Genomic DNA, 17,161 nt, shown 5'->3' with positions numbered 1-17,161 from the left:
GTACATGCGTCCTCCTCGGACTTCGGTGATGGGTGGGTGGGTCAGGCCAGGCACTCCCAGTCCATGACGACCTTCCCGGCGGTGCCGTTGCCGGCGGTGTCGAAGGCCTCACGGAACTCGGTGACCGGGAATCGGTCGGTGATGACCCCGGAGATGTCGAGCCCGGAGCGGATGAGGGAGGCCATCGTGTACCAGGTCTCGAAGATCTGACGACCGGTGACCCCTTGGAGGGTGAGCATCGAGAAGATGACCTTCGACATGTCGAGGCTGACGTTGGCGCTCGGGGTGCCGAGCAGGGCGATCCGTCCACCATGGGTCATGTTGTCGATCATCGATTCCAGGGCCTTGCCGGAGCCCGACATCTCCAGTCCGATGTCGAACCCCTCGTGCATCTCGAAACGACCCCAGACGTCCTCGAGGCGCTCGCGGCCGACGTTGACGGTGTTGGTGAGGCCGAGCCGGTGGGCCAGTTCGAGGCGCTCGTCGGACAGGTCGGTGAGGACGACATTGCGTGCCCCCTGGAACTGGGCGACGAGGGCAGCCATGATCCCGATCGGACCGGCCCCCGAGACGAGGACGTCCTCGGCCAGACAGGGGAACTGGAGGGCGGTGTGGACCGCATTCCCGAAGGGGTCGAAGATCGCGGCGACGTCGGGGTCGAGCCCCTTGATGTGGTGCACCCACACGTTCGACGCCGGCATGACGAAGTACTGGCAGTAGGCGCCGTCGACGGCGTACCCGATACCCCTGGTGTTGCGGCACAGGTGCCTCTTGCCGGCCAGGCACGCACGGCACCGTCCGCACACGTAGTGTCCCTCACCCGAGACGAACTGGCCGATCTCGAGGTCGCCGACCTCCGAACCGAGCTCGACGATCTCGCCACAGAACTCGTGACCGACGACGAGCGGGGTCCGCACGACCTTGGCGGCCCACGGGTCCCACTTGTCGATGTGCAGGTCGGTGCCGCAGATGCCGGTGCGCATGACGCGGATCTTGACGTCATTGGGGCCCACCGTGGGCTCGGGGATGTCGATGAGCTCCAGCCCGGGTTCGGGTCGGGTCTTGACGAGGGCCTTCATCGGTCCACCTCTCCGGGACGTCGTCCCATCACCACGTCGTGCGGTGTCGATGCTAGTACCGGCCCGGTCGGGGACGTCAGGACGTCGTGCCGTCAGGTGGGAGCCGGCCCACCACGTCAGGCCACCGACGCGGCCACATACGGCAGACTGGGACCGTGGCAGTGAGCGTCTTCGACATCTTCAAGGTGGGCATCGGACCGTCCAGTTCGCACACGGTCGGGCCGATGCGAGCAGCGAACACCTTCGCGGCGGATCTGGCGGCCTCCCCGAGGTTCGCCGAGGTCACCCGCGTCCGGGCCGAACTCTTCGGCTCCCTGGGAGCGACCGGGCACGGGCACGGCTCGGAGTCGGCGGTCCTCCTCGGTCTCGAGGGTGAGGAGCCGGCGACGGTCGACACCGACCGGACCCCGGTACGCGCCGCGCAGATCCGCTCGGAGGGCCGGATCGTCATCGACGCCGCCCATGGCCACGGGCGCGAGATCGGATTCACCGACGTCGACGACCTCGTGCTGTACCGCAACAAGTCGCTGCCCTTCCACCCCAACGGCATGACCTTCACCGCCTGGGCCGGGGACGAGGTCGTCTCGGAGCGCACCTTCTACTCCATCGGCGGAGGTTTCGTCGTCGAGCACGGCGAGGACGGACACCCGGCCATCGTCCCCGACTCGACCGTCGTGCCGTACCCCTTCCGTACCGGCAAGGAACTGCTGGCCCAGTGCTCCGACAACCGGATGACGATCGCCGAGGTCACCCTGGCCAACGAGGAGGCCCTGCACCCCGGCGAGGACGTGCGCGAGATGCTCCTGCACGTCTACGACGTCATGCACGAGTGCGTCGAGCGCGGCTGCTCGCGGTCGGGGGTGCTGCCCGGCGGCCTGCACGTGCGGCGTCGTGCCCGCCGGGCCTACCAGGACCTCGTGACCCGGGAGCGGTTCTCCCAGGGCAAGAGCCAGGCTGCCTTCGACTCGATGGACTGGCTCACCGTCTGGGCCCTGGCCGTCAACGAGGAGAACGCCGCCGGCGGCCGGATCGTCACCGCCCCGACCAACAGAGCGGCCGGCATCGTGCCCGCGGTGGCCCACTTCATCCTCAGGTTCGTCGCCTCCGGACCGGACGTCGACACTGGAACCCCCGGGGTCGACCGGGGTGACGATGACGCCATCGTCGACTACCTGCTCACCGCCGGGGCGATCGGGGCGATCTACCAGCAGTCGGCGTCGATCTCGGGGGCCGAGGTCGGCTGTCAGGGTGAGGTCGGGGTGGCCTGCTCCATGGCCGCCGGCGGCCTGGCCCAGGTCATGGGCGGCAGTGCCGCCCAGGTGTGCAACGCCGCCGAGATCGGTCTGGAGCACCACCTCGGTCTCACCTGCGACCCCGTCGGTGGCCTGGTGCAGGTGCCGTGCATCGAGCGCAACGCCGTCGGGGCCATCAAGGCCGTCACCTCGGCGCGCCTGGCCATGACCGGGGACGGCAACCAGATCGTCAGCCTCGACCAGGTCATGAAGACGATGATGGAGACCGGTCGGGACATGAAGGTCAAGTACAAGGAGACGGCGCGCGGCGGGCTGGCGGTGAACATCGTCGAGTGCTGACTCGCTGTGGACCCGGTGTGGTGACTCGAGACTTTCGACGACCCCCCTTGGCCGCACAGTGGAAAGGCACGTTATGCTGAGCACCATCGATCGGGAGCAGTCCCGGGCGAGCAGCAGGTGACGCATCGGCGTCGCCAGTTTCCACTACGGATCGTCGGGCACGTACCTGCCCGTGGAAAGGATCAACGGTCATGGCAACCGTGAAGTACAACGAGGCGACCCGGGTCTACCCGGGCACTGATCGCGCTGCGGTCAACAAGCTCAACCTCGACATCGGCGACGGCGAGTTCATGGTTCTCGTCGGCCCCTCGGGCTGTGGCAAGTCGACCTCCCTGCGCATGCTCGCCGGCCTCGAGGAGGTCAACTCCGGGTCGATCTGGATCGGCGACCGCGACGTCACCGACCTGCCCCCCAAGGACCGCGACATCGCCATGGTCTTCCAGAACTACGCCCTGTACCCGCACATGACCGTCGCGGACAACATGGGCTTCGCCCTCAAGATGCAGAACGTGCCCAAGGCCGAGCGCCAGCAGCGCGTGCTCGAGGCCGCCAAGCTGCTCGGTCTGGAGGACTTCCTCAACCGCAAGCCGAAGGCTCTGTCGGGTGGTCAGCGTCAGCGCGTCGCCATGGGCCGCGCCATCGTCCGTAACCCGCAGGTGTTCCTCATGGACGAGCCGCTGTCGAACCTCGACGCCAAGCTGCGTGTCCAGACCCGTACGCAGATCGCTGCCCTCCAGCAGCGTCTGGGCGTCACGACCGTCTACGTCACCCACGACCAGGTCGAGGCCATGACGATGGGCGACCGCGTCGCGGTCATGAAGGACGGCGTGCTCCAGCAGGTCGACTCGCCGCTGGCCCTCTACGACACCCCGAAGAACCTCTTCGTCGCCGGCTTCATCGGCTCGCCGGCCATGAACCTCATCGAGGGTGACGTCGTCGACGGCGGCGTGCGGATCGGCGACTACGTCGTGCCGGTGGCCCGCGAGATCCTCGCCAAGGCCCCGAACGAGAAGTCGCTCACCCTGGGCATCCGCCCGGAGGCCTTCACCCTCGCCACCGAGGGCATCGGTCTGGACGTGGCGGTCGTCGAGGAGCTCGGCGCCGACGCGTACCTCTACGGCACCCTCTCGCACGTCGACGAGGAGGGCACCATCGAGGACGGCGAGGCGCACCAGATCGTCGCCCGTATCTCCTCGCGTCGTCCTCCGCAGCACGGCGAGCGCGTCCGTCTGGGTGTCGATCCCGCCGCGGTGCACGTCTTCAGCCAGGAGACCACCGAGCGGATCTCCTGACCCGGTCGACCAGCAGACGCCCCCGGACCTCGGTCCGGGGGCGTCGTGCCTGTCAGAGGGCGCGCGAGACGACGACCGTCACGGGACCGGCTGCCCGCCCGGTCGCCTCGACCGCAGCCCTGATCCGCGTCCGCAGGTCCTCGGTGAGGACGACGATGGGCACCGTGAGATCGACGCAGATCTCGACCTCGATGCCCGTGGCACCGTCCCGGGACGACACTCGCACGGCGGCCTCGTCCCCACCAGTTCCCCGTCGCCACCGGGGCCGCACCAGGCGGACGACCCCGGGGGTCCGGGTGACGATGCCGGCGACGACACGACGCAGCTCCTCACCGCTGTCGTCGAGGACCGGTCCGGCGAGCGCCTCGTCAGACATGGACGTCCCCGACGACGATGTCGACCCGATCGGGTCGCCCGCCGAGCTGGTGCTCCAAGGTGTCGGCGACACGCTGGCGCGCCCACGCGGTCCGCTCGGCGATGGGCACCCCGCCGGCCACCTCGACGTCCAGACGGACGGCCAGCGGCGAGCCCGGCACGGAGAACCGCACATCCCTGAGGACGACGTCCTCCGACTCGCGCAGCGTCGCCCCGATGATGGCCTCGAGGACGGCCTCGCGCACGTCGACGACACCGTCCTGGTCACGACGCACCCGATGGCGCGGTGACAGGTCACGCCGGCCGCTGCGACGGGCGGAGGCGAGGGCGTCGAGGTCGATCGGGGGGCGATCGGCAGCCGGGCGGACGACGTCCATCCGCAGGGCCGAGGCACGCCGGGCCTCCCGGCGGACCGAGGAGCAGGACGGGCAGTCGCGCTCGCGATCGGTCGGGGGTCGAGTGATGCCCTCCCAGACCTCGTTGGGATCGGCCCCGCAGGGCAGGGTCACCTCCATGACGCCATCCCGGAGGCCACCGCGGCGCGAGCTCTGGCGAGCCGCCCGCGGACGGTCGAGACCGGCACCTGCTCCACCTCGGCGATCTCGGCGTAGCCCAGTCCCTCGACCTCGCAGAGCCACCAGACGCGACGCTGCGGCTCGGGCAGGGCGTCGATGACGCCGCGCAACGCGACCATGGCGGCATCCTGGAGATGTCGGCGTTCCGGGCCCCGCCCCTGCCCGGGGGCACGGTCGAGGAGATCGGGGTCGCACGGGTCGGTGGCATGACGCCCCCGGAACCGCAGCAGTTCGAGGCACCGGTTCCGCGCGATGGCGTGGATCCAGCCCCGGAACCTGGCCGGGTCGTCGAGATCGGGCAGCCGGCGCCACCCGGTGAGCAGGACGTCCTGGACGGCGTCGGCCGGGTCGAGGTCGAAGGGCAGGTGGTGGCGGCAGAAGGACTCGAGTCGCGGCGCCCACCACCAGGCCAGCCTGGCGTAGGACTCGACGTCACCGTCGCGTGCGGCGAGGACCGCGTCGAGACCGGGTTCCTCGTCGACCTCGACGCCGGGCTCGGGCGACCACGGTTGTGCGCTCATCGCCGTCTCCTTCCCGGCCATGTCGGTCCTGTCCGCCACGGTAGCAAGTCGTACCGAGACTGACGAGGGGCCTGCCCGGGCCGACTCACAGCAGGATCCGGCCGTCCCGGGTGCGCGGGGCCGCACCGTCACGGGTCTGCCGCTTGAGCGGGAAGGTCGGGCGCGGCATCGGTGACTCGGGCAGGCTCGCCCCGGTGGGGTCGGGCACCGAGGACGAGGCGCCGCTGGCGTGGACGGCGTCGACGAGGTCCGGCCGCCGGCCCACCGTCGCCCCGGTGCGCAACCGCACGCCGACGTGGACGAGCGGCGCGCCGAGGAACTGCTCGACGTCCGCGACGACCCGGGTCTCGACCTGCTCGAGGAGGGCTCTCACGTCCGAGCGGTCCGCGATGTCGATCTGGACGAGCATCTCGGGTCTGGTGCGATCGCCGAGAAAACGCACCGTGGCCGATCCGACGTCGGGCAACTCCTCGAGTTCGGCCTGCACCGCGCGGGCCACCGCAGCCGTCTCGACCGAGCTCGACCCGGAATCCGCGTGGCTCAACCCGTAGCGCCGGACCCGGACGCGAGGTGGCACCTGACGGACCAACCACACCAGACCGATCACGAGCGCCACGGCCCCCACCGCCACGAGGAGCCACGACAACCAGTCGGCCTGCCAGGCCCGCGGCACGACGACCATCGGAGCCGTGGGGTCGGGCTGCCACCAGCCCCATCGATCGGGCCAGGACCCGCGCACGGCGAGGATCCACCCCCCGGCGAGGACGCACACCAGTCCCACGACGGCCAGACGCACCCGGTCGGCTCCACCACTCGGTGATCTCATCGGAACCTCACCTTCACCGTCAGAGGCCGAGCGAGGCCGAGGTCGTCCACCCGTCGCCCGGCCCCGGCGGTGAGCCGATCGGCCAGGTCCTGCGAGGGCTCCACCGGGGTGTCGACGTCGACGAGCAGGACCCGACCGCGCACGCGGGCCCGCGCCGAGGAGACGCCGTCCTCCCCGAGCAGCCACCGCGACACCCACCCCTCGAGCTCCCGGTCGGGGATGGCCACCTCCCGGCTCGTCGTCGCGCCGTCGGTCGGCCGCAGCCGAAGGGCTCCGGTCCGACCGGGCACCAGGGCGGCCGCCAGACACAGGGCACCGACGATGACCAGGGTGATCGCCAGGACGAGGGCGAACCGGCTCGACCACGGGGCGAGCCGGTGCACTCCCCGGACCGCGCGGGCCCAGTGCGGGGTCGACCCGCCGATGAGTCGCTCCGCCCCGAGCACCAGGGCCACGCCCCCGACACCGAGGAACACCACACCCAACAGGGCCACCGGAACCGTGCGCGCCGGCCGGCGGACCAGCCCCGGCGACATCCGCCGCGGGGCGCTCATGACAGTTCCCGATGCTCGTCGGCGTGCCTACTCACCGTCGTCACGACGATGTCGACGACCCTCAGCTCGACACCGGACAGCCGCGGCACCCTGGTGACCAGCCGCTCACGCAGTTCGTCGCAGGCCGGCTCAACCGGCGTCGGGAAGGTCACGGCGACGGCCACCGTGAGGTCGGCGACGTCACCGACGAGCCGGGCGGTGACGACCGGCCCCCGGTCGTAGTCGGCGCGGTCCCATCGGCGCAACAGTCCACCACTCGGCGCGCCGAGCCCGTCGACCTCGGAGGCGACCATGGCCGCGACCTTCTCGACGACCGCGGCCGTCACCGTGAGGCTCCCGCGGTCGGCCTTGCCCCGGTCGTGGACGACCAGGGACGGCACCGATCGGCGTCGTCCGGCGAGGGCGAGACCCTCCGCTGTCACCGTCGTCCTCGGCCCGCACCGGGCCCGAAGATGTCACGCAGGTCGAGCTGACCGTCGATGACCCGCCCGATGATGAGGCCGACGAGCCCGAAGGCCACGACGACGAGGGCCCGCCACGGACCCGCGAAGACGACGAGCACCCCGAGGATCAACCCGGCGAGGGCTCCCACACGTGCTGCACTCATGGGCATCACGCCAGCTCGGACCCGGCGCGAGCGCGAGTCTGGGCCGGTGGATCGGGCAGGTCGACGCCGTCCTCGTCCCCGACGATCCGCACATCGGTGACCTGGACGTTGACCTCGACGACCTCCAGGCCGGTGCCGTACTCGACGGCGTCGATGATCGTCTCACGGAGCTTGTCGGCCACCTCGACGACCGAGTAGCCGTACTCGACGACCACGCTCACGTCGATGGCGCACTGCCGCTCGCCCTTCTCCACCTGGACGCCGTTGGCGACGTTCGTCGTCGACCCGGGGATGCGCTCGGTGAGTGAGGTGAGCATCCGTCGACCGGAGGAGCCCATGGCGTACACCCCGGGCACCTCCCGACAGGCGATGCCGGCGATCTTCTGGACGACCTGCTCGGCGATGAGGGTCGCTCCTCTGTCGGTGTGCAGGGGGGACGGCGGAAGGGCTGGCTCGACGTCGCCCGTGCTCGGGCTGGTGGGTTCGGTGGTCATGCTGGACTCTCCTCGGTGTGCGGCCGGCGGAATGCTGCCGTCGGGATGCGGGCGTGCGCCCCGTTCCACCCATGAAGATGCCGACCGGGCCGAATCGTCACGCACGACTACAGTTCGGGCCAGCAGGAAGGACCGATGATGAGCCCACGAGACCCGTCCCAGCAGACCCAGCCCCAACCCGCGAGCGCCCGTGCCAAGCTGTCGAGGGCCATGCGGGGCCTCACCACCGGACTGGCCGCCGACACCGCCCACGGGGCCGTCGTCCCTCCGGTGTACCTCAGCTCCAACTACGCCTATGAGGAGTTCGGGCAGCGTCCGAACTTCGACTACTCCCGGGGCGGCAACCCCACCCGGGCACTCCTCCAGGACGCCCTGGCCACCCTCGAGGGGGGCGCCGGGGCCACCGTCACCGCCTCCGGGATGGCGGCGATCGGCCTGGTCATCGAGACCTTCGTGCCCATCGGCGGGCACGTCGTCGCCCCCCACGACTGCTACGGCGGCACCTGGCGCATCCTCGACACCTGGGCCACTCGGGGACGGCTGTCCGTCGACTGGGTCGACCAGACCGACCTCGACGACCTCCGTGAGGCCCTCACCCGGCCCACCGACCTCCTCCTCGTCGAGACCCCGTCGAACCCGCTGCTGCGGGTCACCGACATCGCGGCGGCCGCCGACATCGCGCATCGGTCCACACCCACCCCGGGCCGCACCGTCGTCGCCGTCGACAACACCTTCTGCTCCCCCGTCCTCCAGCACCCCCTCGGCCTCGGGGCGGACCTGGCCGTGGCCTCGGACACGAAATTCCTCAACGGCCACTCCGACGTCGTCGGCGGCTCGGTCGTGGCCGCCGGCACCGAGGACGCCGAGGCCCTCGCGTACCTCGCCAATGTCACCGGGGTCACCGCCTCCCCGGTCGACTGCTGGCTCACCCTGCGCGGCCTGCGCACCCTGGCTGCGCGGATGCGCACCCACTGTGACAACGCCCGAGCCATGGTCGAGGTCCTCACCGGCCACCGAGCCGTCCGCGCCGTCCACTGGCCCGGCCTGCCTGACCACCCCGGCCATGACCTGGCCCTGCGCCAGCAGGAGGACTTCGGCTCCCTGCTGAGCTTCGAACTGGCCGGCGTCGAGGCCGTCCGCGCCTTCATGACCGGCCTCGAGGGGTTCATCCTCGCCGAATCACTGGGTGGGGTGGAGTCCCTCGTCTGTCACCCGGCGACGATGACCCACGCCGCGATGACCCAGGCTGCCCGGGACGCCGCCGGAGTCACCGACGCCATGATCCGGATGAGCCCGGGCATCGAACCGGCCGACGACCTGGCCGCCTGCCTCACCGAGGCCCTCGACCGCGCCGCCGCGGCCTGATCGGCGCCACCTCCCCTGCCGGCGCCGCTCCGAGCGGTGGTGGCAGACTGGCGGTGTGACCCGCTTCCTGTCCGCCAAGCCCGACGCCAGGCTGCTGCCGCTGCCGTGGAGCACTCCCCTGGTCGACTGGCCGGCCGAACGTCTCGTCGCGCTCCCGCGCGGCATCTCGAGGCACGTCGTGCGGTTCATCAAGGTGGACGACTCGGTGTACGCCGCCAAGGAGGTCATCGAGCACCTGGCGGTCCACGAGTACCGTCTGCTGCACGACCTCAAGCGGCTCGACACCCCGTCGGTCGAACCCATCGGGGTGGTCACCGGGCGGGTCGACGGGGCCGGCCAGCCTCTCGACCCCATCCTCATCACCCGACACCTCCAGTTCTCCCTGCCCTACCGCTCGCTCTTCCATTCCGGGGTGCGCCAGGAGACCGTCATGAGGCTGCTGGACGCCCTCGTCGTCCTCCTGGTGCGCCTGCATCTGGTGGGCTTCCTCTGGGGCGACGTCTCCCTGTCGAACGTCCTCTTCCGACGCGACGCCGAGGCCTTCGCCGCCTATCTCGTCGACGCCGAGACCGGGGAGCTCCACGACGAGCTCACCGACGGTCAGCGTGAGCACGACCTGCAGATCGCCCGCACCAACCTCTTCGGCGAGTTCCTCGACCTCGAGGAGGGCGACCTGCTCGACTCGAGCCTCGACCCGCTCAACCTCGTGACGACCATCGAGACGCGCTACCGGGAACTGTGGGCCGAGCTCACCGAACCCCAGGAGTTCGCCGGCAATGACGTGTCCCAGGTGGAGTCACGGGTGCGCCGTCTCAATGCCCTCGGGTTCGACGTCGCCGAACTCGACATCCAGACCTCCCCGGACGGCTCGTCCATCCGGATCCAGCCCAAGGTGGTCGACGCCGGCCACCACCAGCGCCGGCTGCTGCGGCTCACCGGACTGGACACCGAGGAGAACCAGGCCCGGCGTCTGCTCAACGACCTCGACACCTTCCGCGCCCGACGCGGCCTCCAGGGGGTCGACGAGGGCGTCGTCGCCCACATGTGGCTCACCGAGGTCTTCGAGCCGGTCATCGCCCAGATCCCCCCGGAGCTGTCCCGCAAGCGCGATCTGGCCCAGGTGTTCCACGAGGTCCTCGACTACCGCTGGTACGAGTCCCAGCGTGAGGAGCGCGAGGTGCCGCACGTCGAGGCGGCCCAGGGCTATGTGCGCGACGTCCTGTCGACCCTGCCCGACGAGGCCATGAGCACCGAGACGGTCGTCCCTCTCGACGGCTCCCGTCCCGAGACGGCTCACCAGCTCGTCAACCCCTACGACCCCTCCCTGGGCTACGTCGAGGACGTCGAGGAGACGCCGCCCTACGACCCCTGGGAGGACGGGGCCGAGGAGGTCGACCTGGCCGCCGCCCAGCGATTCGACATCAATGCCCTTCGGGCGAGGAATCGGGGCTGAGGTCCTCGGTCCCGGATGCCCGATCGGTGCGGGCGGGCGGTCGGGGTACGACGAACTGCTGCCAGGTGGCTGCCGTCGACGGCCCCTGCTGCACGGACCGGCTCGAGGCGGCCGGCTCATCGGGCTCGGGACGCGAACCGGGGACGACCGGCCTGAGCACCGGCCCCATGGCCTCCTCGATGGCCCGCGCGATGGCGCTCGTGGAGGGCTTGTGCTTCCTGATCTCAGCCACGTCGTCATCCTATGCACCGTCATCCACACCGGCTCGACCTGTCGGTGCCGGCCGGTAGGCTGTCGCCCGTGACCTTCCAGCTGTACAACACGGCCTCGCGACGCGTCGAGCCCTTCGTCCCCCTCGTCGACGGCAAGGTGTCGATCTACCACTGCGGCATGACCGTGCAGTCCTCGCCGCACCTGGGTCACATCCGCAAGGAGGTCGTCTTCGACGTCCTGCGCCGCTGGCTGGAGCATTCCGGTTACGACGTCACCGTCGTGGCCAACGTCACCGACATCGACGACAAGATCCTCGTCAAGTCCGCCGAGCGAGGGGTGCCGTGGTGGGCCCACGCCTATCACTTCGAGAACGAGTTGCACGCGGCCTACCGGGCTCTCGGCTGCCGACCGCCCACCTACGAGCCGCGCGCCACCGGGCACGTCCCCGAGATGATCGAACTCATCGAGACCCTCATCGAACGCGGCCACGCCTACGTCGCCCCGGACGGCTCGGGGGACGTCTACTTCGACGTCCGTTCCTGGCCCCGCTACGGGGAGCTGTCGGGCATGAAGGTCGACGAGATGGAGGCCGCCGCCGACGCCGACCCGCGCGGCAAGCGTGACCCCCGCGACTTCGCCCTGTGGAAGGGCCACAAGGAGGGTGAGCCGCTCACCGCCTCCTGGCCGACGCCGTGGGGTCGGGGCCGTCCCGGTTGGCACCTCGAGTGCTCGGCGATGGCGGGCAAGTACCTCGGTGACGCCTTCGACATCCACGGCGGTGGCATCGACCTGCGTTTCCCCCACCACGAGAACGAACTGGCCCAGTCGGCGGCGGCCGGGCGCCCCTTCGCGCGGTACTGGATGCACAACGCCTGGGTCACCATGGCCGGGGAGAAGATGAGCAAGTCCCTGGGCAACACCGCCCAGGTCTCCGAGGTGACGCGGAACCACGACCCGCGGGCCGTGAGGTACTTCCTCCTGGCCCCGCACTACCGGTCGAAGATCGAGTTCTCCCCTTCCGACGAGGGCACCCAGGGCTCCCTCGACGAGGCCGACAAGGCCATCGAGCGGATCGACGGTTTCCTGCGCCGGGCCGACGAGGCCCACGGACGCCTGACCCTCGGCGGGAAGTCGGGCTCGGCCGGGTACTTCTCCTACGGCGTCCCGGAGCTGGCGACGCGCTTCGCCACCGCCATGGACGACGACCTGGGCACCCCCCAGGCCGTCGCGACGCTCTTCACGGCGATCTCCGAGGGCAACAAGGCCATCGACGCCGGTGACGCCCAGGGGATCGTCGACCACGCCAGCCAGGTGCGCGACTTCCTCCAGGTCCTCGGGCTCGACCCGGACGCCCCCGAGTGGGAGGCCGACAAGGGCCGCGGGGCGGCCAGGCTCGAGCCGGTCGTCGACGGACTCGTCCGGGCCATCCTCGAGCAGCGGGCCGAGGCCCGGGCCCGCAAGGACTGGGCCACCGCCGACTCGATCCGCGACACCCTCACCACCCTCGGACTGTCCATCGAGGACACCCCCGACGGCCCTCGATGGACCCTCTGAGGTCCCCGAGCTGACGGAAGGACGACATGGCCGGCAACTCGCAGCGCAAGGGCGCTGGACACAAGGGCAAGGGCAACACCGCCGGATCGGGCGGGCGTGGCCGCAAGGGACTGGCCGGGCGCGGCCCGACCCCCAAGGCGGAGGACCGCGTCTACCACAAGGCATACAAGGCCAAGCAGGCCGCCGCCGCGCGACAGACGTCCCGCCCCTCCCAGGCGACCAAGGGGACGGGCAAGGGCGCCGGGCCCGAGTGGGTCATCGGCCGCAACCCGGTGCTGGAGGCCCTGCACGCCGGCCTGCCGGTGCGCACCGCCTATGTCGCCGAGGGAGCCGAGCACGACTCGCGACTGCGCGAGATCCTCTCCTTCGCGGCCGAGCACGGGCTGCCCCTGCTCCAGATCACCCGCGGAGAGCTCGACCGGCTCACCGGAGGGGCCGTCCACCAGGGTGTGGCGCTGCGGATGCCCGAGTACGAGTACGCCGACCCCGACGACCTCATCGCCGCCGGCGTCGAGGCCCCGCACGGTGGCCTCGTCGTGGCCCTCGACAAGGTCACCGACCCGCGCAACCTCGGCGCCATCATCCGGTCGGCCGCAGCCTTCGGGGCCCAGGGGGTGCTCATCCCCTCCCGCCGCTCGGCCTCGATGACCGCCGCCGCCTGGAAGACCTCCGCCGGGGCGGCCGCGCGCATCCCGGTGGCCATGACGGCCAACCTCAACCAGGCCCTCGGCCGCTTCGCCAGGGCCGGATGGACCATCGTCGGACTGGCCGGGGAGGCCGACGCCGACATCGCCGCCACCCCGGGTCTGGACGGTCCGCTCGTCCTCGTCGTCGGCTCCGAGGGCGACGGCCTGGCCCGGCTCACCCGGCAGACCTGCGACGCCCTGGCGTCGATCCCCATCTCGAGCGAGGTCGAGTCGCTCAACGCCTCGGTGGCCGCCTCCATCGCCCTCTACGAGGTGTGCCGTGTCCGAGGCTGACAACCCGGCCCACGCCCGCGACATCCCCGCGCACCTGCGGGGTTCCGCGCAGCTCACAGTTCAACCGGGGTGAGGACAACGCCCCGGCCGCGCCGGGACACGGCTGCGGTGAGTTCGCCCACACCGACGTCCCGTGGACCCGCACCATGACCAAGGACGATTTCCTGGCCCTGTGGACCACCCACTCCCAGTGGCTCGTCGCGCCGCACGCGGACCGGGAGCGCTGGATGGCTGGCTGGCGCGAGGTGCTCGAGACCGACCCGGCCGTCCGGGACCGCGACGACGTCGACATCCCCATGACGACCGAGTGCTGGGTGGCCCGACAGGCGGCCTGACGCGGCCACCACGGCATCCTCGGCCGGGCGCCGGCAGCGCGTCCCCATATCCCACCGTGCAGCGGAAGGGTGGCACGTCCAGCCGGGAGCGGATCGGCACCGCCGGCTCGTCCCACGGCTAGATTTGGACCCACCCCGACCCGAGGAGATCACGTGTCCGAGTCCACGCCCATCCATTCCGACCCCGCGATCGCCGCCCAGGCATCGACCGCCTATCGCACCCTCCTCGACATCATCGGTGCGGTGGAGCCGAGGATCGCGCAGGCGACCCGCCAGGAGCTCACCGACCAGCGCCACTCGCTCAAGCTCATCGCCTCGGAGAACTACGCCTCGCTACCGGTCCTGGCGACGATGGGCACGTGGTTCTCGGACAAGTACGCCGAGGGCACCATCGGACATCGCTTCTACGCCGGCTGCCAGAACGTCGACACGGTCGAGTCGGTGGCCGCCGAGCACGCCCGCGAACTCTTCGGCGCCGAGCACGCCTACGTGCAGCCGCACTCGGGCATCGACGCGAACCTCACCGCCTACTGGTCGATCCTGGCCCACCACGTCGAGACCCCGGCCCTGGCCGAGTTCGGCGTCAAGAACGTCAACGACCTCACCCAGGGGGACTGGGACACCCTGCGTCACCGGTTCAACGACCAGCGCGCCATCGGCATGAGCCTGGACGCCGGCGGCCATCTCACCCACGGGTTCCGGCCCAACATCTCGGGCAAGATGTTCGACCAGCGCTCCTACGGGACCGACCCGGACACCGGCCTGCTCGACTACGACAAGGTCGCCGAGCTGGCCCGTCAGTTCAAGCCGCTCGTCATCGTCGCCGGGTACTCCGCCTACCCGCGCCGGGTGAACTTCGCGACGATGCGCCAGATCGCCGACGAGGTCGGCGCCGTCCTCATGGTCGACATGGCCCACTTCGCCGGCCTCGTCGCCGGCAAGGTCTTCACCGGGGACGAGGACCCGGTGGCCAACGCCCAGGTCGTCACGACGACGACCCACAAGTCCCTGCGCGGCCCGCGTGGCGGCATGGTGCTCACCACCAAGGAGTACGCCGACGACGTCGACCGCGGCTGCCCCATGGTGCTCGGCGGCCCGCTGTCGCACATGATGGCCGCCAAGGCCGTCGCCCTGGCCGAGGCCCGCACCCAGGCGTTCCGCGACTACGCCCAGCAGGTCGCCGCCAATGCCAAGGCCCTGGCCGAGGGGCTCATGAAGCGCGGCGTCAAGCTCGTCACCGACGGCACCGACAACCACCTCAACCTGCTCGACGTCAACACGAGCTTCGGACTCACCGGGCGTCAGGCCGAGTCGGCGCTGCTCGAGGCGGGCATCGTCACCAACCGCAACTCCATCCCGGCCGACCCCAACGGCGCCTGGTACACCTCCGGCATCCGGATCGGCACCCCGGCCCTCACCTCGCGCGGGTTCGGTGCCGACGAGTTCGACCGGGTGGCCGAGCTCATCCTCGAGGCGCTCAAGGCCACCAGCCCGGCGACGGCCTCCACCGGCAAGCCCGGCAAGGCCAAGTACGTCATGGCCGACGGCGTCGCCGACCGCGTCCACGCCGCGGCCGACGAGTTGCTGGGCAACTTCCCGCTGTACCCCGGCCTCGAGCTGTGACGACGTGGGGCGGGCACACCGGCCCGCCCCACGACAGCACCCTCAGCGCGGACGGATCCAGGCGGTCGTCGCAGCGGGCAGAAGGCCGTCGCCGAGTTCCCCGGAGGCCACGAGCACCTCTCCGTCGAGCCCGACCGGCTCGGCGGAGACGTTGAAGACGCAGCGCCAGCCGTCGTGCCGGTCGAAGGCGAGCACACCCTCGGGGGCGTCGGCCCAGCTGAGGTCCTCGCCACGCAGCAGCTCCCGGCGAAGCCTCAGGGCCCGTCGGTAGAGGTTGAGCGGGGACTGCGGGTCGGCGTCCTCGACGCTCACCGCGAAGCGGGCGAACTCGGGCGGCTGCGGCAGGTGCGGGGCGGCCTCCCCGAACCCCAGGGACGGCCCGTCGGGCTGCCAGGGAAGCGGGACACGGCAACCGTCGCGGCCCTTGTCCCAGCCCGGGGACCGGAAGAAGGTCGGGTCCTGGCGGGCGTCGTCGGGGATGTCGACGACCTGCGGCAGCCCGAGCTCCTCGCCCTGGTAGAGGTAGCTCGACCCGGGCAGGGCGAGGATGAAGAGGGTCGCCGCCAGGGCCCGACGCAGGCCGAGCTCGGCGTCGCAGGGCACCGTCCGACCGTCCCCGAGGACGTACTGCCGCCCGTCCTCCTGCCCGGCCGGCAGACCGTAGCGGGTGGCGTGGCGCACCATGTCGTGGTTCGACAGCACCCAGGTGCTGGACGCCCCGGACCGGGCCGCCAGAGCGAGGTTGTCGTCGACGATGGCCCGCAGGTCCGCGGCCACCAGCGGGGCCTTGAGCAGGTCGAAGTTGAACGCCTGCCCCAGCTCCTGGGCGGTGGCGTAGGGGGGACGGCGGTTGGCCGGCACCCAGGCCTCGGCCACCGCGACCCGCGGGGGATCGTACTCGTTGAAGATCTCGCGCCAGTGCCGGTACACCTCGTGCACCTCGTCGCGGTCGACGAGCCGGCCGTTGCCCAGGGTGGGGTCGTGGGCGTCGAGCTCGGCCTGGCTCGGCAGCGGCTCGGACAGGTCCTTCTTGAGAAGCTGGGCGACGTCGACCCGGAACCCGTCGACGCCACGATCGGCCCAGAACCGCAGTGTCCGGTCGAACTCCTCGACGACGACCGGGTTGTCCCAGTTGAGGTCGGGCTGGGCGACGTCGAAGAGGTGGAGGTACCACTGGCCGTCGGGAACCTGCTGCCAGGCCGACCCGCCGAAGGTGGCCGTCCAGTCGGTGGGAGGCTGGTCACCCCGACCGTCGCGGAAGATGTAGACCTCGCGGGCCGCCGAGCCGGGGCCATCGGCCAACGCCTTGCGGAAGAGGGCGTGACCCGATCCGGTGTGGTTGGGGACGATGTCGACGACGAGCCGGATGCCCCGCTCGTGGAGCGCGGCGACGAGACGGTCGAAGTCGTCCAGGGTTCCCAGGCGTGGGTCGACGTCGCGGTAGTCGTCGACGTCGTACCCGCCGTCGGCCAGGGCCGAGGGGTAGAAGGGGCTGAGCCAGACGGCGTCGACCCCCAGTCGCGCCAGATGGTCGACGTGGGCGACGATGCCCGGCAGATCGCCGATCCCGTCACCGTCGGAGTCGGCGAAGGACCGGGGGTAGATCTGGTAGACGACGGCTTGCCGGTACCAGTCGGCGGGGTGGGACACGGGGACCTCCTGTCATCGGTGGGTCCATCCTCCCGCACGACGCCGTCCCACGCACGGCGGCCCGGCGGGTCCG

General features: G+C 71.0%; 18 protein-coding genes and 1 pseudogene. 8 read left to right on the top strand and 11 right to left on the bottom strand.

The annotated features are described in order from the left end of the window. Nucleotides 1-41: 41 nt before the first annotated feature. Entirely contained in the window at nucleotides 42-1,079 is a 1,038-nt protein-coding gene (tdh, locus tag E0E30_RS01330; RefSeq protein ID WP_130864757.1) for an L-threonine 3-dehydrogenase, read from the bottom strand. A 155-nt stretch (nucleotides 1,080-1,234) separates the two neighbouring features. Between tdh and E0E30_RS01325 the strand changes: the two genes are divergently transcribed. Both E0E30_RS01325 and E0E30_RS01320 read left to right on the top strand, forming a co-directional pair. Continuing rightward, nucleotides 1,235-2,671, top strand: coding sequence for an L-serine ammonia-lyase (locus E0E30_RS01325; protein ID WP_130864756.1), 1,437 nt, complete (start codon nucleotides 1,235-1,237; stop codon nucleotides 2,669-2,671). 191 nt (nucleotides 2,672-2,862) lie between these two features. Next, complete coding sequence (locus E0E30_RS01320) at nucleotides 2,863-3,963, top strand: ABC transporter ATP-binding protein (RefSeq protein WP_130864755.1); 1,101 nt, start codon at nucleotides 2,863-2,865, stop codon at nucleotides 3,961-3,963. 52 nt (nucleotides 3,964-4,015) lie between these two features. Here E0E30_RS01320 and E0E30_RS01315 read toward each other — a convergent pair whose 3' ends face one another. From E0E30_RS01315 to E0E30_RS01280, 8 genes are all read right to left on the bottom strand, one after another. Then, a complete protein-coding gene (locus tag E0E30_RS01315) occupies nucleotides 4,016-4,339 on the bottom strand; it encodes a hypothetical protein (RefSeq protein WP_130864754.1) in 324 nt (107 codons plus the stop codon). Continuing rightward, the gene (locus E0E30_RS01310) at nucleotides 4,332-4,853 is read right to left on the bottom strand and encodes an Asp23/Gls24 family envelope stress response protein (protein ID WP_130864753.1); all 522 of its coding nucleotides are present in this window, start codon (nucleotides 4,851-4,853) and stop codon (nucleotides 4,332-4,334) included. The genes E0E30_RS01315 and E0E30_RS01310 overlap by 8 nt, the downstream gene beginning before the upstream one ends. Beyond that, complete coding sequence (locus tag E0E30_RS01305; RefSeq protein WP_130864752.1) at nucleotides 4,844-5,434, bottom strand: RNA polymerase sigma factor; 591 nt, start codon at nucleotides 5,432-5,434, stop codon at nucleotides 4,844-4,846. The genes E0E30_RS01310 and E0E30_RS01305 overlap by 10 nt, the downstream gene beginning before the upstream one ends. A gap of 85 nt (nucleotides 5,435-5,519) precedes the next feature. After that, nucleotides 5,520-6,260, bottom strand: coding sequence for an alkaline shock response membrane anchor protein AmaP (gene amaP / locus E0E30_RS01300; RefSeq protein ID WP_130864751.1), 741 nt, complete (start codon nucleotides 6,258-6,260; stop codon nucleotides 5,520-5,522). Beyond that, nucleotides 6,257-6,814 carry a DUF6286 domain-containing protein gene (locus tag E0E30_RS01295; protein WP_130864750.1) on the bottom strand — a complete coding sequence of 186 codons (558 nt, stop codon included), beginning with the start codon at nucleotides 6,812-6,814 and terminating at the stop codon, nucleotides 6,257-6,259. The genes amaP and E0E30_RS01295 overlap by 4 nt, the downstream gene beginning before the upstream one ends. After that, a complete protein-coding gene (locus E0E30_RS01290) occupies nucleotides 6,811-7,236 on the bottom strand; it encodes an Asp23/Gls24 family envelope stress response protein (RefSeq protein ID WP_130864749.1) in 426 nt (141 codons plus the stop codon). Before E0E30_RS01290 ends, E0E30_RS01295 begins: the two co-directional genes overlap by 4 nt. After that, entirely contained in the window at nucleotides 7,233-7,421 is a 189-nt protein-coding gene (locus tag E0E30_RS01285) for a DUF2273 domain-containing protein (RefSeq protein ID WP_130864748.1), read from the bottom strand. Before E0E30_RS01285 ends, E0E30_RS01290 begins: the two co-directional genes overlap by 4 nt. A 5-nt stretch (nucleotides 7,422-7,426) precedes the next feature. Next, a complete protein-coding gene (locus E0E30_RS01280; protein ID WP_130864747.1) occupies nucleotides 7,427-7,915 on the bottom strand; it encodes an Asp23/Gls24 family envelope stress response protein in 489 nt (162 codons plus the stop codon). A gap of 210 nt (nucleotides 7,916-8,125) precedes the next feature. On the opposite strand from E0E30_RS01280, the gene E0E30_RS01275 reads away from it, so the two are divergent. After that, a complete protein-coding gene (locus tag E0E30_RS01275; RefSeq protein ID WP_130866666.1) occupies nucleotides 8,126-9,280 on the top strand; it encodes a trans-sulfuration enzyme family protein in 1,155 nt (384 codons plus the stop codon). A gap of 55 nt (nucleotides 9,281-9,335) precedes the next feature. Then, nucleotides 9,336-10,733 (top strand): DUF4032 domain-containing protein, encoded by a 1,398-nt coding sequence (locus tag E0E30_RS01270; RefSeq protein WP_130864746.1) that lies wholly within the window; start codon nucleotides 9,336-9,338, stop codon nucleotides 10,731-10,733. A 22-nt stretch (nucleotides 10,734-10,755) separates the two neighbouring features. Here the strand turns inward: E0E30_RS01270 and E0E30_RS01265 are convergent. Next, nucleotides 10,756-10,965 (bottom strand): annotated as a pseudogene (locus E0E30_RS01265) (hypothetical protein); the annotation flags it as partial. Nucleotides 10,966-11,033: 68 nt separating this feature from the next. On the opposite strand from E0E30_RS01265, the gene cysS reads away from it, so the two are divergent. The 4 genes from cysS to E0E30_RS01245 all read left to right on the top strand — a co-directional run bounded on the left by cysS (nucleotide 11,034) and on the right by E0E30_RS01245 (nucleotide 15,438). Then, nucleotides 11,034-12,500 (top strand): cysteine--tRNA ligase, encoded by a 1,467-nt coding sequence (gene cysS / locus E0E30_RS01260; protein WP_130864744.1) that lies wholly within the window; start codon nucleotides 11,034-11,036, stop codon nucleotides 12,498-12,500. Between the two features lie 26 nt (nucleotides 12,501-12,526). After that, nucleotides 12,527-13,480, top strand: coding sequence for a 23S rRNA (guanosine(2251)-2'-O)-methyltransferase RlmB (gene rlmB / locus E0E30_RS01255; RefSeq protein ID WP_130864743.1), 954 nt, complete (start codon nucleotides 12,527-12,529; stop codon nucleotides 13,478-13,480). Nucleotides 13,481-13,626: 146 nt separating this feature from the next. Continuing rightward, on the top strand, nucleotides 13,627-13,815 hold the full coding sequence (locus E0E30_RS01250; RefSeq protein ID WP_130864742.1) for a hypothetical protein: 189 nt from the start codon (nucleotides 13,627-13,629) through the stop codon (nucleotides 13,813-13,815). A 153-nt stretch (nucleotides 13,816-13,968) separates the two neighbouring features. After that, entirely contained in the window at nucleotides 13,969-15,438 is a 1,470-nt protein-coding gene (locus E0E30_RS01245) for a glycine hydroxymethyltransferase (protein WP_130864741.1), read from the top strand. Nucleotides 15,439-15,480: 42 nt separating this feature from the next. Here E0E30_RS01245 and E0E30_RS01240 read toward each other — a convergent pair whose 3' ends face one another. Further along, a complete protein-coding gene (locus E0E30_RS01240; protein ID WP_130864740.1) occupies nucleotides 15,481-17,088 on the bottom strand; it encodes a glycoside hydrolase family 13 protein in 1,608 nt (535 codons plus the stop codon). Nucleotides 17,089-17,161: the final 73 nt, after the last annotated feature.

It is taken from the genome of Acidipropionibacterium timonense (assembly GCF_900605005.1).
Taxonomy (GTDB): domain Bacteria; phylum Actinomycetota; class Actinomycetes; order Propionibacteriales; family Propionibacteriaceae; genus Cutibacterium; species Cutibacterium timonense.
Note: the sequence above shows the minus strand (reverse complement) of the source record. Positions and strands in the feature narration are given on the sequence as shown.

Bases quoted from the DNA above. Each gene is read 5' to 3' on its own strand.
- rlmB (WP_130864743.1), top strand. From the start codon at position 12,527: ATGGCCGGCAACTCGCAGCGCAAGGGCGCTGGACACAAGGGCAAGGGC.
- amaP (WP_130864751.1), bottom strand. From the start codon at position 6,260: ATGAGATCACCGAGTGGTGGAGCCGACCGGGTGCGTCTGGCCGTCGTG.
- E0E30_RS01280 (WP_130864747.1), bottom strand. From the start codon at position 7,915: ATGACCACCGAACCCACCAGCCCGAGCACGGGCGACGTCGAGCCAGCC.
- tdh (WP_130864757.1), bottom strand. From the start codon at position 1,079: ATGAAGGCCCTCGTCAAGACCCGACCCGAACCCGGGCTGGAGCTCATC.
- E0E30_RS01250 (WP_130864742.1), top strand. From the start codon at position 13,627: ATGACCAAGGACGATTTCCTGGCCCTGTGGACCACCCACTCCCAGTGG.
- E0E30_RS01320 (WP_130864755.1), top strand. From the start codon at position 2,863: ATGGCAACCGTGAAGTACAACGAGGCGACCCGGGTCTACCCGGGCACT.
- E0E30_RS01275 (WP_130866666.1), top strand. From the start codon at position 8,126: ATGCGGGGCCTCACCACCGGACTGGCCGCCGACACCGCCCACGGGGCC.
- E0E30_RS01285 (WP_130864748.1), bottom strand. From the start codon at position 7,421: ATGAGTGCAGCACGTGTGGGAGCCCTCGCCGGGTTGATCCTCGGGGTG.
- E0E30_RS01315 (WP_130864754.1), bottom strand. From the start codon at position 4,339: ATGTCTGACGAGGCGCTCGCCGGACCGGTCCTCGACGACAGCGGTGAG.
- E0E30_RS01310 (WP_130864753.1), bottom strand. From the start codon at position 4,853: ATGGAGGTGACCCTGCCCTGCGGGGCCGATCCCAACGAGGTCTGGGAG.
- E0E30_RS01295 (WP_130864750.1), bottom strand. From the start codon at position 6,814: ATGAGCGCCCCGCGGCGGATGTCGCCGGGGCTGGTCCGCCGGCCGGCG.
- E0E30_RS01305 (WP_130864752.1), bottom strand. From the start codon at position 5,434: ATGAGCGCACAACCGTGGTCGCCCGAGCCCGGCGTCGAGGTCGACGAG.